General features: G+C 69.8%; 16 protein-coding genes, 1 tRNA gene and 1 pseudogene. 10 read left to right on the top strand and 8 right to left on the bottom strand.

Translation table 11 applies throughout. The features are described from left to right. Positions 1-19 precede the first annotated feature (19 nt). Both O7621_RS26430 and O7621_RS26425 read right to left on the bottom strand, forming a co-directional pair. On the bottom strand, positions 20-211 hold the full coding sequence (locus O7621_RS26430) for a hypothetical protein (RefSeq protein ID WP_282231719.1): 192 nt from the start codon (positions 209-211) through the stop codon (positions 20-22). 50 nt (positions 212-261) lie between these two features. Beyond that, complete coding sequence (locus O7621_RS26425) at positions 262-867, bottom strand: GntR family transcriptional regulator (protein ID WP_282231718.1); 606 nt, start codon at positions 865-867, stop codon at positions 262-264. 155 nt (positions 868-1,022) lie between these two features. Between O7621_RS26425 and O7621_RS26420 the strand changes: the two are divergent. Continuing rightward, positions 1,023-1,370 (top strand): annotated as a pseudogene (locus O7621_RS26420) (XRE family transcriptional regulator); the annotation flags it as partial. Positions 1,371-1,466: 96 nt separating this feature from the next. Here O7621_RS26420 and O7621_RS26415 read toward each other — a convergent pair. Beyond that, entirely contained in the window at positions 1,467-2,075 is a 609-nt protein-coding gene (locus O7621_RS26415; RefSeq protein ID WP_282231717.1) for a TetR/AcrR family transcriptional regulator, read from the bottom strand. A gap of 55 nt (positions 2,076-2,130) precedes the next feature. Here O7621_RS26415 and O7621_RS26410 point away from each other — a divergent pair, with 55 nt between their 5' ends. Both O7621_RS26410 and O7621_RS26405 read left to right on the top strand, forming a co-directional pair. Beyond that, positions 2,131-2,955 carry an SDR family NAD(P)-dependent oxidoreductase gene (locus tag O7621_RS26410; protein ID WP_282231716.1) on the top strand — a complete coding sequence of 275 codons (825 nt, stop codon included), beginning with the start codon at positions 2,131-2,133 and terminating at the stop codon, positions 2,953-2,955. Beyond that, on the top strand, positions 2,952-3,395 hold the full coding sequence (locus O7621_RS26405) for a nitroreductase family deazaflavin-dependent oxidoreductase (RefSeq protein ID WP_282231715.1): 444 nt from the start codon (positions 2,952-2,954) through the stop codon (positions 3,393-3,395). The genes O7621_RS26410 and O7621_RS26405 overlap by 4 nt, the downstream gene beginning before the upstream one ends. Before the next feature lie 38 nt (positions 3,396-3,433). On the opposite strand, the gene O7621_RS26400 is transcribed toward O7621_RS26405, so the two are convergent. Then, on the bottom strand, positions 3,434-3,625 hold the full coding sequence (locus tag O7621_RS26400) for a hypothetical protein (RefSeq protein WP_282231714.1): 192 nt from the start codon (positions 3,623-3,625) through the stop codon (positions 3,434-3,436). Positions 3,626-3,779: 154 nt separating this feature from the next. On the opposite strand from O7621_RS26400, the gene O7621_RS26395 reads away from it, so the two are divergent. After that, complete coding sequence (locus tag O7621_RS26395) at positions 3,780-4,589, top strand: XRE family transcriptional regulator (RefSeq protein ID WP_282231713.1); 810 nt, start codon at positions 3,780-3,782, stop codon at positions 4,587-4,589. 214 nt (positions 4,590-4,803) lie between these two features. Next, a complete protein-coding gene (locus O7621_RS26390) occupies positions 4,804-5,751 on the top strand; it encodes a DUF559 domain-containing protein (RefSeq protein ID WP_282231712.1) in 948 nt (315 codons plus the stop codon). On the opposite strand, the gene O7621_RS26385 is transcribed toward O7621_RS26390, so the two are convergent. From O7621_RS26385 to O7621_RS26375, 3 genes are read right to left on the bottom strand one after another with little or no spacing between them, the layout of a single operon-like run. Then, entirely contained in the window at positions 5,752-7,230 is a 1,479-nt protein-coding gene (locus tag O7621_RS26385) for a hypothetical protein (protein ID WP_282231711.1), read from the bottom strand. After that, a complete protein-coding gene (locus O7621_RS26380) occupies positions 7,227-8,033 on the bottom strand; it encodes a sulfotransferase (protein ID WP_282231710.1) in 807 nt (268 codons plus the stop codon). Before O7621_RS26380 ends, O7621_RS26385 begins: the two co-directional genes overlap by 4 nt. Next, complete coding sequence (locus tag O7621_RS26375) at positions 8,026-9,015, bottom strand: hypothetical protein (protein WP_282231709.1); 990 nt, start codon at positions 9,013-9,015, stop codon at positions 8,026-8,028. The genes O7621_RS26380 and O7621_RS26375 overlap by 8 nt, the downstream gene beginning before the upstream one ends. A 275-nt stretch (positions 9,016-9,290) precedes the next feature. Here O7621_RS26375 and O7621_RS26370 point away from each other — a divergent pair, with 275 nt between their 5' ends. From O7621_RS26370 to O7621_RS26355, 4 genes are all read left to right on the top strand, one after another. Continuing rightward, on the top strand, positions 9,291-10,526 hold the full coding sequence (locus O7621_RS26370; RefSeq protein WP_282231708.1) for a glycosyltransferase: 1,236 nt from the start codon (positions 9,291-9,293) through the stop codon (positions 10,524-10,526). Continuing rightward, positions 10,523-11,647: a sulfotransferase gene (locus tag O7621_RS26365; protein WP_282231707.1), complete on the top strand. Its 1,125-nt coding sequence runs from the start codon at positions 10,523-10,525 to the stop codon at positions 11,645-11,647. The genes O7621_RS26370 and O7621_RS26365 overlap by 4 nt, the downstream gene beginning before the upstream one ends. Before the next feature lie 4 nt (positions 11,648-11,651). Continuing rightward, entirely contained in the window at positions 11,652-12,557 is a 906-nt protein-coding gene (locus tag O7621_RS26360; RefSeq protein ID WP_282231706.1) for a sulfotransferase, read from the top strand. 353 nt (positions 12,558-12,910) lie between these two features. Continuing rightward, the gene (locus O7621_RS26355; protein ID WP_282231705.1) at positions 12,911-13,921 is read left to right on the top strand and encodes a sugar phosphate isomerase/epimerase family protein; all 1,011 of its coding nucleotides are present in this window, start codon (positions 12,911-12,913) and stop codon (positions 13,919-13,921) included. Between the two features lie 119 nt (positions 13,922-14,040). Here the strand turns inward: O7621_RS26355 and O7621_RS26350 are convergent, their stop codons facing one another. After that, positions 14,041-14,403, bottom strand: a complete 363-nt coding sequence (locus O7621_RS26350; protein WP_282231704.1) for a hypothetical protein — start codon at positions 14,401-14,403, stop codon at positions 14,041-14,043. Between the two features lie 322 nt (positions 14,404-14,725). Here O7621_RS26350 and O7621_RS26345 point away from each other — a divergent pair. Next, positions 14,726-14,798 (top strand) — tRNA-Asn (locus O7621_RS26345). The last annotated feature ends 60 nt before the right edge of the window (positions 14,799-14,858 follow it).

The raw sequence follows: 14,858 nt of genomic DNA, 5'->3' as shown, positions 1-14,858 counted from the left end.
ACGTCCCGCGTCCGTCAGCTCAGTGACGGGAGCGAAAAAGATAGATCGCGTACGTACCAGCGCCGTTGTCCATCTCGGCCACCTGCAGATCGGTGACCGGTACGTTGATCCGTTGCCCGGACCCGCCGCTGCCGGCGTCGGCCCACACCTCGACCGTCCCGGTGGTGGGTGGCTGCCGTGGACCGACCACCAAGATCTGAACTCCTGCCATCGCGTGTCTCCCTGCGTCTCGGCCCCATACCAGGAATTTCAGTAACGACGTCACTGGCTGAGGGGACTCCTGTCGGACGAGACGACCCGCTCTTCGAACCTTGTCGGCTTCCACCCTTGATCTTCAAGCCGGCCGTACACCCCGCCGGGTCCGGAGTTCTTGTAGACGATCGCCGTGCCTCGTGCGAGCTCGACGGGGAAGTAGGACGCCGATATCTGGACGCGTCGACCTTCCACCCAGTGCACTCGCTTGCGGCGCACCACCGGATCGCCCTCGTCGATGCCGAAGGCTACGGCTACGAAGTCGGGTGCCGGAAGCTCATCGACCTCGACGTCGGTGCGTATCGGACGATCGCCTGCGTCATGCTGCTGGATGGTCCGTCCCGGCTGTTCCGAGTGGCCCAGGCGATCTGGCATGACCCGTTCGAGCCGGGCGAACCAGCCCTTGACGATGCCGGGGGCACCGCGTCGCGAGGTGACAAGTCCTTCCGCCCGCAGCACGTTCAGCGCCTGCTGCGCTGCTCCTCTGCCGACGCCGAACCTGTTCATCACGGCGCTGGTGGTGGGTACCTTGTCGCCCTCGGCGAGTTCGCCGGTCCGGATCTCCTCACGGAGGTGAGCAGCGACGGTTTCGGCTGTTTCACCAGTTTCTGTCATGGTTCACCGCCAAGTATCTCCTGAAAGTTTCACATGCCGCAGAGTACAGCGGATGCATACCGCTACTTCATATGCTTGTGCAGCGCAGGGCGAGATGTGGACTTCGAGCACGATCTCGCCGGTGCCGCGCGGCGGCTCTGCCCACGCGTACCGCGCCGACCGGCAACTACTCCGGGGTTCGGCTGTCCCGGTACGAGTACCACAGCTCGGGTCGTGGTGCCGCGTTCACCGGTCGGCACTATGTCGTGCTGCTGCAGCACGGTGACCGGCTCACCGTGCGCAGTCTGCCTGGTTCCTCCGACGCGCCGCTCACCATGGACCTGACCGTCGACGGCAATGTGGTCACCGGGACCTGGATCGAGCAGACCGCGCCGCAGGGCTACTACCGCGGCGCCCGGTACCAGGGTGCGATCCAGTTGCCGGCCGAGCCTACCGGGCGTCGGCTGACCGGAAAGTGGATCGGGTTCGGTAAGGAGATGGAGGTCAACACCGGCCCGTGGGAGCCCACCTCCTCATGATCACATGATGAAATTCGGCCGACACGCCGACAGGCCCCCAGCAGAGCATCAACTGATCATGATCCGGCGGCGAGGCCAGGTTCAGGATCCGTCGGCTGGTGCACGGGTGAGTACGCCGTGCAGTAGCTGGTCGGTGAGTTGGTCGCGGAACCGGGCGTCAGTGGGGTCGGCCCCGGCGACGGACCGGCCGAGAACGGCGAGCAGCAACGCGCCGAGGATGGCGTTGGCGGTGTCGGCAGCGTTGGCGATGTCTGCGACGGTGACTGCGCCGTCTGTGTCGGCCTTTGCTTCGGCGAGGAGTTCCCGGAGCGGGCCGGCGATCCATCTGTCGTTGGCGGCCATGACGTCGGTCATCCGGCCGGTGGAACCGAGGGCGCTGAGCAGGCCGGCGCAGATCCCGGGGTGCTGCGACAAGTAGCTGGCGAGAGCCGTCACCATCGCCCGTAGTCGCCGCTCGGGCGGGTCGGTGGGGTCCATTGAGGCCTGCACCGCCTGGGCTCCGTCCTGGGCGTGCGCGGTCAGGAGGTACGTGAGCAGGTCGTCGCGCCCCGCGAAGTAGTAGTACAACGTCGCCCGCGATGCCCCGACCATCCCCGCGATGTCTTCCAGCCGGGGCGCGGGGTCGCCGTGGAGCACCTGCTCGCTGATGTCGAGCAGGCGTCGCGCGAGGTCAGCCGGAGGGGTCTTCACGTTGACACAGCCTATCCGCTTGTCCTGGATCAGAATCCAGACTACAGTCTAAATCATGGTTGAAATCAGATCCTATGGTCCGTGGGCGGTGGTCACCGGTGCCTCGTCCGGTATTGGCCGGGCCTTCGCCGAGCACCTCGCCGCAGCCGGTCTGCACCTTGTCCTGGCGGCCCGGTCCACCGACCGGCTCGAAACACTCGCCACCGCGCTGACCCGCGCCCACGGCATCAGCTGCCGGGTGGTCACCGTCGACTTCAGCCTGGCCGGATCCGTCGCCGAGCTCGTCGACGCGACCGAGGATCTCGACGTGGGCCTGCTGATCTCCAACGCCGGCACTGGTCGCCCTGGCCTGCTCCTCGACCAGGACCTCGCCGACCTGCACCGCCGGCTGACGGTCAACGCCACCACGCATCTGAATCTGACTCACGCCTTCGGGCGGCGGTTCGTCGCCCGCGGCCGGGGTGGCATCATCCTCGTGTCGGCCCTCGGGGCGGTGCACGGGCTGCCCAACATGGCCCACGAGAGTGCTGCCAAGGCCTACGTGCTCAACCTCGGTGAGGCCCTGCACCACGAGCTCGCCGCCGCCGGCATCGACGTCACCGTGCTGCTGCCGGGCAACGTCGACACCCCGATCATCGACGCCTATGGCATCGACCGTGCGGCGATGCCGATCCGGCCCCAGCCGGTCCAGAACGCCGTACGCGAAAGCGTGGCCGCGTTCCTGCGCGGTCGGCCCACCCACATCCCGGGTCGGTCGATGCGGATCATGACCCGGCTGCTGCCCCGGACCCGGTCGATCCGCCTCAACGGCCGGATGCTCGGCCAGGCCGCCCGCCGCCTCGCCGAACGGGAAGCCACCACCACGGTGGCCCCGTCGTGAACGCCGCTGCCCTGCCCGTCGGGGTGGAGCGGGTCAGCCGAATCCCGTACCGGTTACTCAGTTGGGGGGTGCCGATGGGGCCGCTGACCCTGCTGCGTACCCAGGGCCGGCGCACCGGCCTGTCGCGTACCGTGCCGGTCGTCACGCTGCGGCACGCCGACCTCGCCTGGCTCGTCTCACCGTTCGGTGTCACGCAGTGGGTGCGCAACATCCGCGCCAACGGCCGCGCCGAACTCGGTCGCGGGAAGCGGTTCCGCACCGTCGGCCTCGTCGAGGTCGACGGCGAGACCAAACTGGACGTCCTGCATCGCTACCGCCGCGCGTTCGGGTTCATCCCGTTCGTCCGGCAGACCTTCGACGCCACCCCCGGCGACGGTCCGTCCGCGTTCCTCGCCGAAGCGGACCGCCACCCGGTCTTCCTCCTCCAGCCGCCCGGCTGACCCGCTCACTCGCTGGCGAGCCCTCGTGCCCTGTCGCATCAGCCACAGGGGCGGAGTACGTAGACAGCCGAACTGCCTGATCCACTGTCCAGTTCGGCTGTCTGCAGGTCGGTCACCGGTACCTTGATTCGCTGTCCAGTTGCGCCGCTGCCTGCGTCGGCCAACACCTCGACCGTCCCGCTGGCGGGTAGCTGCCGTGGCCCGATCACCAGGATCTGAACCTCTGCCATCGCATGTCTCCTGCCTGCTCGCGCCAGCGGTCGCGCCGGCTGCCACGAAGACAAGGATGTCGCCGAATTGTCGCCCCGCGCGACGGCTTCCATGACGACGTTCCGGCGACCTGCAGGGCGACATTCCGGCGACACAAGGGCTACGATCACTCGCATGACGACCACTCCGAACGCGACGTTGCGGGCTGTGCGGATGGGCCTGCTGATGAGTCAGGACGACTTCGCCCGCGCGCTGCGGCAGGCAGGGGATCGCGCCGGAATGCCCAACGATGCGAACAAGCGCCTCGTGCAACGCTGGGAGGCTGGGGCGATCACCTCGCCCCGTCCGGCGTACGCGCGTGCCCTGGAATCGGTCACCGGCCTGCCGATCAGCTCGCTCGGCTTCACTGTGGCGGTCCCGCGTGCCCGCAGCGCCGACGCCGGCGGGGATGGAGCCGGCGGCCGGGGTGGCGAGGGCGGTGACGGAGCTCGGGGTGCTCAGATGTCGGCGACCGGGCAGGCGTCCACCCCGGTGCCGCGCGGTGGCCCTGCCCCATGGACCGCGACGACCGGCAACTACTCCGGAGTGTGGCTGTCCCGGTACGAGTACCACAGCTCCGGTCGTGGTGCCACGTTCACCGGTCGGCACTATGTCGTGCTGCTGCAGCACGGTGACCGGCTCACCGTGCGCAGTCTGCCTGGTTCCTCCGACGCGCCGCTCACCATGGACCTGACCGTCGACGGCAACGTGGTCACCGGGACCTGGATCGAGCAGACCGCGCCGCAGGGCTACTACCGCGGCGCCCGGTACCAGGGTGCGATCCAACTGCTGGCCGAGCCTACCGGGCGTCGGCTGACCGGAAAGTGGATCGGGTTCGGTAAGGAGATGGACGTCAACACCGGCCCGTGGGAGCTGGTATTCCAAAATGCCAGCACTAACAAGGCGACTCTGGCCGCCTACGACCGCCGGCCCGATCCCGAGTAGCAGCCCGCTGCCTCATGATCAGTAGCTGCCCCTCATGATCAGATGACGGAAATTCGGCCGACACGCCGGTGAGCGCCCAGCAGAGCATCAAGTGATCATGGTCCGGTATCGCGTCGCCGAGGAAACCGCCACCCGATCCACAGTCGAGCAGTTGTCCACAGCGTGGCTCTACCTGGGTCGTCTGATGGCTGAGGTCGCGGCATCGTAGCCGGGCATGAACGAGGTGATCGAGGAGCTGTGCCGGCGCAGCGGCGGTGTGGTGACCCGTCGCCAAGCCCTTCAGATGGTGCCGCGCTGGGCGCTGGACGACGCGGTACGCGCCGGTCGACTGCGGCGCGTTCTGCCGGGCGTCTACGTCACCACCGAGTTGATCGACGACGACCGTGGCGGAGTGTCGTCGATCCAGTTGCTCGCACCGCAGCTGCGTCGGCATGCGGTGCTGGCCCACGCCGACGGTCGGGTCGCGTTCAGCCACACCACCGCACTCGATCTCTGGGGGCTGCGCCAGCAACCCACTGCCGAGGTACTGCACCTGACGGTGCCGATCGGCGTGGGAATTCGCAGCCAGGCCGGCCTGACCGTGCACCATCGACCGGCGTTCACCGTCGGTCCGCCGCAGGTGGTGGTACGCGACGAGGCGCCGGTGACGCGGCTGGAACGGAGTCTTGTCGAGTCCTGGCCGCTGCTGCCGGCCGCCGACCGGCCGGCTCCGCTGATCCGGGCTGTCAACGACAGGTGGACGAACGCGGACCGGATCTGCGCAACTCTCAATGAGCTGCCGCGACTCACCGACCGGGCCGCGTTGCGGACGCTGCTGGCGAAGCTCGCCGCCGGCTGCCGCAGCCAGCTGGAGATCTGGGGCCACGAGCACGTCTTCGTCGGTGCCGGGATGCCCGAATTCCAGCGGCAGTATCCGGTCCGGGTCGGCGGCCGCACCATCTACCTGGACGTGTACGCCGAGCGGGAACGGATCGACTTCGAGCTCGATGGAGCCGCCTCGCACGGCAGTCCTGCCCAGCGTGAGATCGATCTACGGCGTGACGCGTTGCTGGCGACTGTCGGCATCCAGGTGGTGCGGTTCGCACACCGCCGGCTGGTGACCGAGCCGCGGCAGGTCCGCCGCGAGATCCTGACCATTCTCCACCGCCGGGGGTACGGCTGATCAGTCGACGTCGGCGAGGATCGACTCCGGGGTGCCGGTGGCGCGCAACAGCACCGGCCGGTCGGTGACGGTCACCTCGGCCGCTGTCTTGGTCGGCGAGGCACCGGCCGGCCCGGCGTGCAGGCTCGGCACCGCAGACACCCGCACCGCGTCGTTGACCTCACCGGACCAGACGACCAGGGTGCTCTCCCCGCCCTGCTGGAACGCGACGCCGATCAGCCCGTCCCGGCGGACCGGAGTGACGGTCGCACCACGGGCCGCCACCGCCAGGCTCTCGAACATCCGGCCAGCCTCACGTTCCGTACCATCGGGGTCGAGCAGGCCGTAGCGAACCTCGCTGCCGGCCCGGTTGTTCGGGTTGTAGCCCAGCGGCAGCCACATCACCTGCCGGATACCGCCGGCCAGCAGCATGGTGGAGACCTTGACGACCTCCTCGGCCCGGCTGACGTCGTCACCGTCACCGTCGCGCCAGAACTGCCCGACCTCCCACGCTTCGATCGGCACGTCGGCCGGATTCTCCGCCGCCAGGTAGTCCAGCAGCGCCGGTACGCCGTCGAAGTGTTCGTAGTAGTGCACCTGACGCAGCTGCACCACGCCGTCGTCAATCAGTTGCTCGGTGGCGGCCAGGAAGGCGACGTTGCGTACGTTGGTCTCGTTGTCGAGCGCGGTCCGTAGCGTCTCGATCGTGTCCACCTCGGGGATCTTGCGGCCCCGGGTGCCGATCCGCCGCTTGAAGTACGCGTTGTAGGCGGCGATCGCCTCGTCGTCGCGGCCGGCTTGGACCAGCCGGTCGACCACCCCGAAGCCGTACGCGACACTGCTGATGCCGGAGTCGACGACCACCGCCTCCGGGTTCGCGGCATGCACCGCCTCAGCGGCGACGGTGACCAGCTCGACGTACTCCTCGGGGGTGCCGCGCCAGTACTGCGGGGCGTTGACCTCGTTCTCGATCGCGTACTGGCGGACGCCGTAGGGCGTGTAGCGGCGCACCACGTCACCGACGAACTGCCGATAGGCGGCCATGTCCAGCGGCATCGTCGACTCGGTCTTGTTGGCCTGGCCGCGGACGTGTTCCGGGGTGCCACCGGTGGTCCAGCACATCTCGGTCCGGATCTTGATGTTCAGCATGATGCCGAGTTCCCGGCTGCGCTGGGCGATCTGGTCCAGGGCCGACCAGTCCTGTTGCCCCTGGGTCGGCTCGATGCTGCACCAGCTGATCTCTTGGTAGGTGGCGGACCCGGACAGTTTGCGCAGGTACGGGAGGAACTCGTCGTACCGGTTCCAGTCCCAGTGCGCGCCGAACGGGTGGGTGTCCTCGGGGTACGGCGGCAGGCTCGGCAGCGGCGCGCCGGTCGGCGGCACCGGTGGCGGGGTGGTGTCCTCGTCGGCGCTGGTGCAGCCGGCAAGGAGCAACAGCCCGCCGAGCGCCGCCGCCACCCAGCGCCGGGCCACGGTGTTCGGCCGGGTCGCAGTGTTCATCGGTAACCCAGCTCGCGCAGCATCCGCCCGGAGAAGACCGCGACGAGCAGCCGCAGGAACGGATCCAGCTCCCGGCGGTAGCTGCCGACGCGGGACCGGTAGATGGCCGAGTCGGTGCCGGCGGAGGCGCGGCGTCGGTCCGCCTCACTGGTGTACTTTCCGGCCACGTCATGCGGTTTGTCGACGTAGTCGAGCACGCCTTCCTCCCACGGTTCGCCGAGGAACTCGAACAGCGCGCGCATCGACTTCTCCGGCTCACGTACCGCGTCCTCGTAGCGCAGCTCGTGGTAGCGGTCAGCCGGCAGGGTGGCACCCACCGCGCGGGCGGTACGAATGTAGCGCGGCCACTTGACGACGCACTTCACCGCAGACCAGTACCCGAACCGCTTGCGGTGCGAGACCACCACGTCGCGGCCGTCCCGGATCACGTGCACGATCTGCGCGTCCGGGAAGACCTCGGTGACGAAGTCGAGCGAGATCGCGTACAGCGGGGTCTTGTCGGCCCACCGGGCCTTGCCCCGGCCGGCGGCGTAGTCGGCGTGCACACCTCCGAAGAAGTCAGCGATACGGCTCAGCCAGTCCTCCCGGGTGAAGCCGAAGCGGGCCAGCCGCTCCCAGTCGGAGCCGACGATACGTCGCAGGTCCGGCAGGAACCGGGTCTCCGGTCCGCAGGAGATCCGGGAGTGCGAGTCGAGCACCAGCCGCAGGAAGGTGGTGCCGGAGCGCTGGCAGCCCACCAGGAAGATGGGCGCCGTCGGCAACTGCGTCACTTCGGCGGTGGCCGGCGCGAGGGCTTCAGCCATGGTCGGTCCTTTCCACGCTCACCGGGGCACGCCGGTCGGTGTCGGCTTGTTGAGGTGGGGTGGTGGGGGACTGTGGGCGGCCGCTGGCGGTCAGTCGGGCGGTGAGTTCGTCGCAGAGCGTACGGACCGCCGGGTCGATCGGCAGCGGTTGCCGGGCGGGGGTGCGGGGGGCGATGTGCGCGGACAGGTCGGGGCGGTAGGCGATCCCGAGGAAATCGCACAGCCGGCTGATCTGCCGGGCCGGATCGGCGATCAACGCGTCGTACGAGCTGAGCAGCACGTCGTCGCGGCGGTCCAGGCCGAGGCGGAAGTAGAGGGTGTTCCGGACATACCAGAAAAGAGCGGCGGCGGTGTGCCGGTCCATCCGTCGGTAGTCGAAGCCGTGGATCAGCTCGTAGGTGTCCGCGTCGAGGCGCTGGCCCTGCCAGCGGCGGCCGATGGTGCCGTCGGCGATGGCGGCGAGCGCCCGCAGGTTGGCGTCGCCGAACTTGGCCACCTCGGAGCGGGCCCGGTCGTCGACGTCGCGCCATGCCCAGACCGCCCGACCCGGCGCCATCCCGGGCAGGGCGAGCAACTCGTCGACCCGGTGGCTCTCACACAGCGGTTTGACTAGGACGTACGCGTGTCGGCTCCGGTTCACCACGGTGGTCAGCACCGCGTCGTCGCGAAGTTGAAAACGATGGAAGACCCGCCGGTCGCTTTCGTTGCGGACCTCGAACTCGCCGGCGTTCTCCAGCCCGCGGACCAGCATGTTGGTGCCGGACCGCTGCAGGCCGACCAGGTAGACCGGGGTGGCCTGACCACGGGGTACGCCGTGCTGGTGTCGCCAGCGCAGCTTGGTCCACGCGGTGGTGGCCCGGTCGACCGGGTTGAGCCGGTCCTCCTCGACGAGGCGGCGGAGTCCTTCGGTGCGGATCCATCGGGCGTGCCGGGCGATTCGTCGCACGGTCCAGGCCAGGGTGGAAGGCTCGTCGTCGTTCACCGGTCCTCCTCGGGTACGTCACCAGCCGCTGTGGCCAGGCTGGGGCGAGGTCGGGCCGCGGTCAGGCTACCCACCGATCGGGGCGAAACGCCAGAACGCAGGCTGGTCAGCCACACAAGATCATCCGATCAGCTAGTTGGCGATTCGGTACTGGACTAACCCGGCGTGGGTGCATAGCGTGAGGCAGCAGCCAGGGCGGGAGCCCTGCGCCACCATAACCGGGTGGCCACACCCCGGTATCGAGCGAGCGGGCCGGACTGATGCGTGTCCTCCATGTGAACAAGTTTTTGTACCGTCGGGGTGGCGCTGAGGGGTATCTGATCGACCTCGCCGATCTGCAGCGCGCCGCCGGGGACGAGGTTGCGTACTTCGGGATGACCCACCCGGACAACGACGGGCCGTTGCCGTACGCCCGGCACTTCCCGCCGCACGTCGAGTTGGAACCGGCGCCGCGCGGACTGCGCCCCCGGCTGGCCGTCGCCGGTCGGATGATCTGGTCGCCGGCGAGCCGCCGCGGGCTGACCCGGGTGATCGAGGACTTTGGGCCGGACGTCATCCACCTGCACAACATCTACCACCAGCTGTCTCCGTCGGTGCTCGCCGCCGCCCGCGACGTCGGGGTGCCGTGCGTGCTGACCATGCACGACTACAAGCTCGCCTGCCCCAGCTACCAACTGCTGGACCGGGGAAAGGTCTGTGCGGCGTGCGTCGATGGAGGTCCGCTACACGCCGCGCGGCGCAGGTGCAAGGACGGATCGGTATCCGCCAGTACGCTACTCGCTGTGGAGTCGTGGATACACAGAAAGTCACAGGCCTATGGTCCGGTCGGGGTGTTCGTCAGCCCCAGCCGGTTCCTCGCCGACGTGATGCGCCGAGCCGGCGTCTACCCGGACCGGCTACGGGTGATCAACCACTTCGTGGACACGGCCGCCGTGGCGGTGAAGGACTCGCCGGGCGGGGGAGTGGTCTTCGCCGGCCGGATCTCCGCCGAGAAGGGAGTGGACACGCTGGTCGAGGCGGCCGCCCGGCTGCCCCGGCAGGTGCCCGTCCACGTGGCCGGCGATGGACCCGCGCTGCCTGCGGTCCGGGCCCTCGCCGACCGGGTGGCACCCGGCCGGGTGCGGTTCCACGGCCGGCTGGACAAGTCCCGGCTGCACGACCTGATCAGGTCCTCGGCGGCGGTCACGGTGCCGTCCCGTTGGCACGAGAACCAGCCGATGGCGGTGCTCGAGGCGTTCGCCTGCGGCGTGCCGGTGGTCGGCACCGACCTTGGTGGGCTGCCGGAGCTGATCAGTCCCGGCGTCGATGGCGAGACCGTCCCGGCCGACGACCCGGTGGCGCTCGGCGACGCGCTGGGCAGGCTGGTCGCCGACCCGGACCGGGCGTACGCGATGGGCCGGGCCGCCCGGGACAAGATCGACCGTGACTTCACGCCCGCCCTGCACCTGAGCCGGCTCCGCGACGCCTATTTGGCCGCGGCGTTGACCGCCCCGGCCGGAACCAGACGATGACCGGTACGCCCGCTGCTGCCGGTACGGCCGCTGCCGCTGCAGTGTCCGGCCCGTCGAGTCCTCCGGTCCGGGTGCTCTACCTGGCCGGCAGTGGTCGCAGCGGCAGTACCCTGATCACCACCGTCCTGGGGCAGCTGGACGGCTGTTTCGCCGCCGGCGAGCTGCGCTACCTCTGGCAGCGCGGGATGGTCGACAACCGTCCCTGCGGCTGCGGCGCGCCGTTCGACGCGTGTCCGGTATGGCGGGCGGTCACCGCCGAGCTGGCAACCGCTGCTGGTCCGGCATTTGCCGCCGACCCGGCTGCTGCCGCCGGCATAGCCCGACGACTGCGGACCAGGCTGCGGATGCGGGACCTGCCAGCCATGCTGCGCCGGGCCGGCGCCGGCCGGCGGGCCGTGCCGCACCACGCCGACGATGCCGCGATCGCAGCGGTCTATCCGGCGGTCGCCCGGCAGGTGAGTCGTAACGGCGACGGACCGGTGGTGGTGGTCGACTCGTCGAAGCTGCCACCGTACGGCGCGTTGCTGCGTGACCTGCCCGGCATCGACCTGCGGGTGCTGCACCTGGTCCGGGACCCGCGCGGTACCGCCTTCTCCTGGCGGCGTCGGCGTGGACTGGACGGCGCGGCGGACCGCAAGCTGATGAGCCGCCCGCCGGTGTGGAAGGCAGCATTGCTGTGGCGGGTGTGGAACGCCGCCACCGCGCGGTTCTTCGAAGCCGCCGGACCCGACCGCTACCTGCGGATCCGGTACGAGGACGTGGTTGCCGACCCGGCCGGTCAGCTGCGCCGGATCGCGCTGTTCGCCGGGCTGGATCCGGCCGGTTTGCCGGTGGACGCCGAAGGCCGGGTCACTCTGGCCCCCACCCATTCGGTGGCGGGCAACCCGGCGCGGCACCGTACCGGCGCGGTCCCGGTCAGCGACGACGCCGAATGGGTCCGGGCGCTGCCCGGCCGGTCGTTCGCGGTGGCCACCGCGGTGACGCTGCCGCTGCTGCGCCGCTTCGGCTACCCGGTACGGCGACCCGCAGCGCCCCCGGTCCAGGGCGGGCCGGTCCAGAGCGGGCCGGCCGGGGTACCGGGCGGGCCGGTCCCCGCCACGACACCGAGCAAGGAAGGCTGACCCGATGCTGTCCGTCGTCGTGGGCACCGGACGGTGCGGATCGACCCTCGTCCAGGAGATCCTGGCCCGGCACCCAGCCGTCGGTTTCGTGTCCGGGCTGGACGACAAGCTGCCCCGGCTCAACCTGGCCGGTCGCCGCAACGGCCGGCTTTACCGCCGCTCGACGCCCCGGCCGGCCGGGATGACCTCGCTCGGGCACAGCCGTCGCCTGCTGGAACGCGGCCGGCTGCGAGTGGCGCCGTCCGAGGCGTACCGGCTGATCGACCGGCAGGTGATGGCCGGCTACTCCAGGCCGTGCCGGGACCTGCGGGCCGACGACCTCACCCCGTACGTGGGCCGGCGGCTGCGCGCCTTCTTCGACCGCCGGGTCGAGCGGCAGGGCTGCCAGGTGCTGCTGCAACACGTCACCGGCTGGCCCCGCACCGGTTGGCTGCATGCCGCGTACCCGGATCTGCGGGTGGTCAACGTGGTCCGCGACGGACGGGCGGTGGCCAACTCGTGGCTGCAGATGGGCTGGTGGGACGGCTGGCGTGGGCCGGACAACTGGTTCCTCGGCCCGCTGCCGGCTGACCTGCGGGCCGAGTGGGAAGAAGCCGACCGGTCGTTTCCGGTGCTGGCCGCGCTCGGCTGGAAGATGCTGATGGCCGCGTTCGCCGAGGCTCGGGCCAGCCACCCGGCCGGCCAATGGCTGGACGTACGGTACGAGGACCTGCTGGTCGCACCGCGCGACGAAGTAGCCCGGATGCTGGACTTTCTCGGCCTCGACTGGTCGCCCGCGTTCGAGCGGGGCTTCCGCCGGTACGAGTTCCACAGCGGTCGCGGGGCGGCGTACCACCGGGAACTCAGTCCGGAGCAGTTGGCAGCGGTGGACCGGGTGCTGGAGAAGCCGCTCGCCGAGTGGGGTTACTGACCGCCAGGCTCCTGACCCGCTGGCGTCGTACCCTGTCGGCCCGTACCTCGGCTGCCTCTATCGCGGCGGCCGGCGACCGGCCTAGAGTGGTGCGGGCAGGCCCGTACCCCGGGCCGGTGTCCGGGCGGGAGGCGCAACCCGCCCGGTCGGGAAGCGTCGCGCCGGCACGGTGAGCGTGCCGGATGCCGTCGTGACCAGCCGGCCGGTGTCCGCTGCCCGCACCACCGGTCGGTGTACCACGACCGGGTAGTTCCACGCCGGTACTCATCGGGCCGTCACCTCGCACCGGTCCAACCAGGCGCCGCACCTGCGGCGCGGGATGGAATCCCAGTGACGACAACGGGAGAAGGACCATGGCGCGACCCATCACGCTCTTCACCGGCCAGTGGGCCGACCTGCCGTTCGAGGAAGTGTGTCGGCTGACCTCGGAGTGGGGCTACGACGGCCTGGAGATCGCCTGCTGGGGCGACCACTTCGAGGTCGACCGGGCGCTCGCCGAGGACGACTACGTCGAACGCAAGCTGCAAACCTTGGCCAAGTACAACCTCAAGGTGTTCGCGATCTCCAACCACCTGGTCGGCCAGGCGGTCTGCGACCATCCGATCGACGAGCGGCACCAGGGGATCCTGCCCGCCCGGATCTGGGGCGACGGGGAACCCGAAGGCGTCCGTCAGCGTGCCGCCGAGGAGATCAAGGACACCGCCCGGGCCGCCGCGAAGCTCGGCGTCAACACCGTCATCGGCTTCACCGGCTCGTCGATCTGGCACACCCTGGCCATGTTCCCGCCGGTGCCGCCGGAAATGATCGAACGCGGCTACCAGGACTTCGCAGACCGGTTCAACCCGATCCTCGACGTGTTCGACGAAGTCGGCGTCAGGTTCGCCCACGAGGTGCACCCGAGCGAGATCGCCTACGACTACTGGACGACCCGCCGCACCCTGGAGGCGATCGGCAACCGCCCGGCGTTCGGCCTCAACTGGGACCCGTCGCACTTCGTCTGGCAGGAACTGGACCCGGTCAACTTCATCCTCGAGTTCGCCGACCGGATCTATCACGTCGACTGCAAGGACGCGAAGGTCCGTACCGGCGACGGTCGGCGCGGCCGGCTCGCCTCCCACCTGCCCTGGGCGGATCTGCGGCGGGGCTGGGACTTCGTCTCCACCGGGCATGGCGACGTGCCGTGGGAGGACTGTTTCCGGGCACTCAACGCGATCGGCTACGACGGACCGATCTCGGTCGAGTGGGAGGACGCCGGGATGGACCGGTTGGTCGGCGCCCCCGAGGCATTGCGGTTCGTCCGTCAGCAGGCGTTCGACGCCCCGACGGCGGCGTTCGACGCGGCGTTCTCCAGCAGCCGGGACTGACCTTGCCGCCGCCGGACCAGCGGCGGCGAACACACCGGGACGACGCGTGGGTCGGTCACCCCCGGCAACGGGGTGACCGACCCACGCGTACGCCGCGTTCTCGACGGTGCCTGCCGGCGTCAGCTGGCGCTGCCGCCGGACCCGGTGCCCTTGCCTGGCTTGCTCCCGGCCGTCGTCGCACCGGTGGACCCGGGCGAGGAGGCCGTGCCCGTCCCGGCGTCGGCGAGATTGCTGTCGGGGGTGGTGAGGTGGTCGTGGCCGTTGAGGCGTTCGCCCAGCCGGGTGTGGCTGAGCCGCTCCCGGCCCTCCGCGTAGATCCGGTTGGCCTGAGCTTGCGCCACTCCGGCGGCCTCCTGCACCGTCGGGTGGTCCATCACCTTGCGTGCGTTGAGTACCAGCTCGTCGTACTTCTCCCGGCCCGCGCGGGCGCCCAGGACGAAGCCCACGGCCACCCCGCCGATGAACCAAAGTTTTCCGCGCATGGCGGCTCCTTCCGTACCTGACCCGGTGTACCCGTCGGCCGTCGGTCCGGTTCGGTGCCGGCTGGCCGATGAGTGACCCGGTCGTGCCTTCGTCATCTGTCCGGTGCTGTCTACCCATCCTGCTCCCTTCTCACGCGTCAGCGCAGACAACTCGGTCTTTTGTCCTTTTCGATAGGATTCTTAGTGGATCTCGACCGCCGGGCCGTGCCGTGAACCCGTTCGGTCCGGGGCGGCGAACCCGGTCGCCCATCAGGCGGTGGCGTCCTGTACTCTTGTCCCGTCGCCGGGCGGCCGGAGAAATCCGGTGCCGGCTACGCAGCGGTCCCCCGTAGCTCAATTGGCAGAGCAGCCGGCTGTTAACCGGCAGGTTTTTGGTTCGAGTCCAAACGGGGGAGCTTTCCCGGACGGCCGTCGCGGCGCAGGTCGTCATCGTCGATGCCGGGCTCGCCGGGCTT

This window comes from Solwaraspora sp. WMMD937, from assembly GCF_029581175.1.
Lineage (GTDB): Bacteria > Actinomycetota > Actinomycetes > Mycobacteriales > Micromonosporaceae > Micromonospora_E.
Note: the sequence above shows the minus strand (reverse complement) of the source record. Positions and strands in the feature narration are given on the sequence as shown.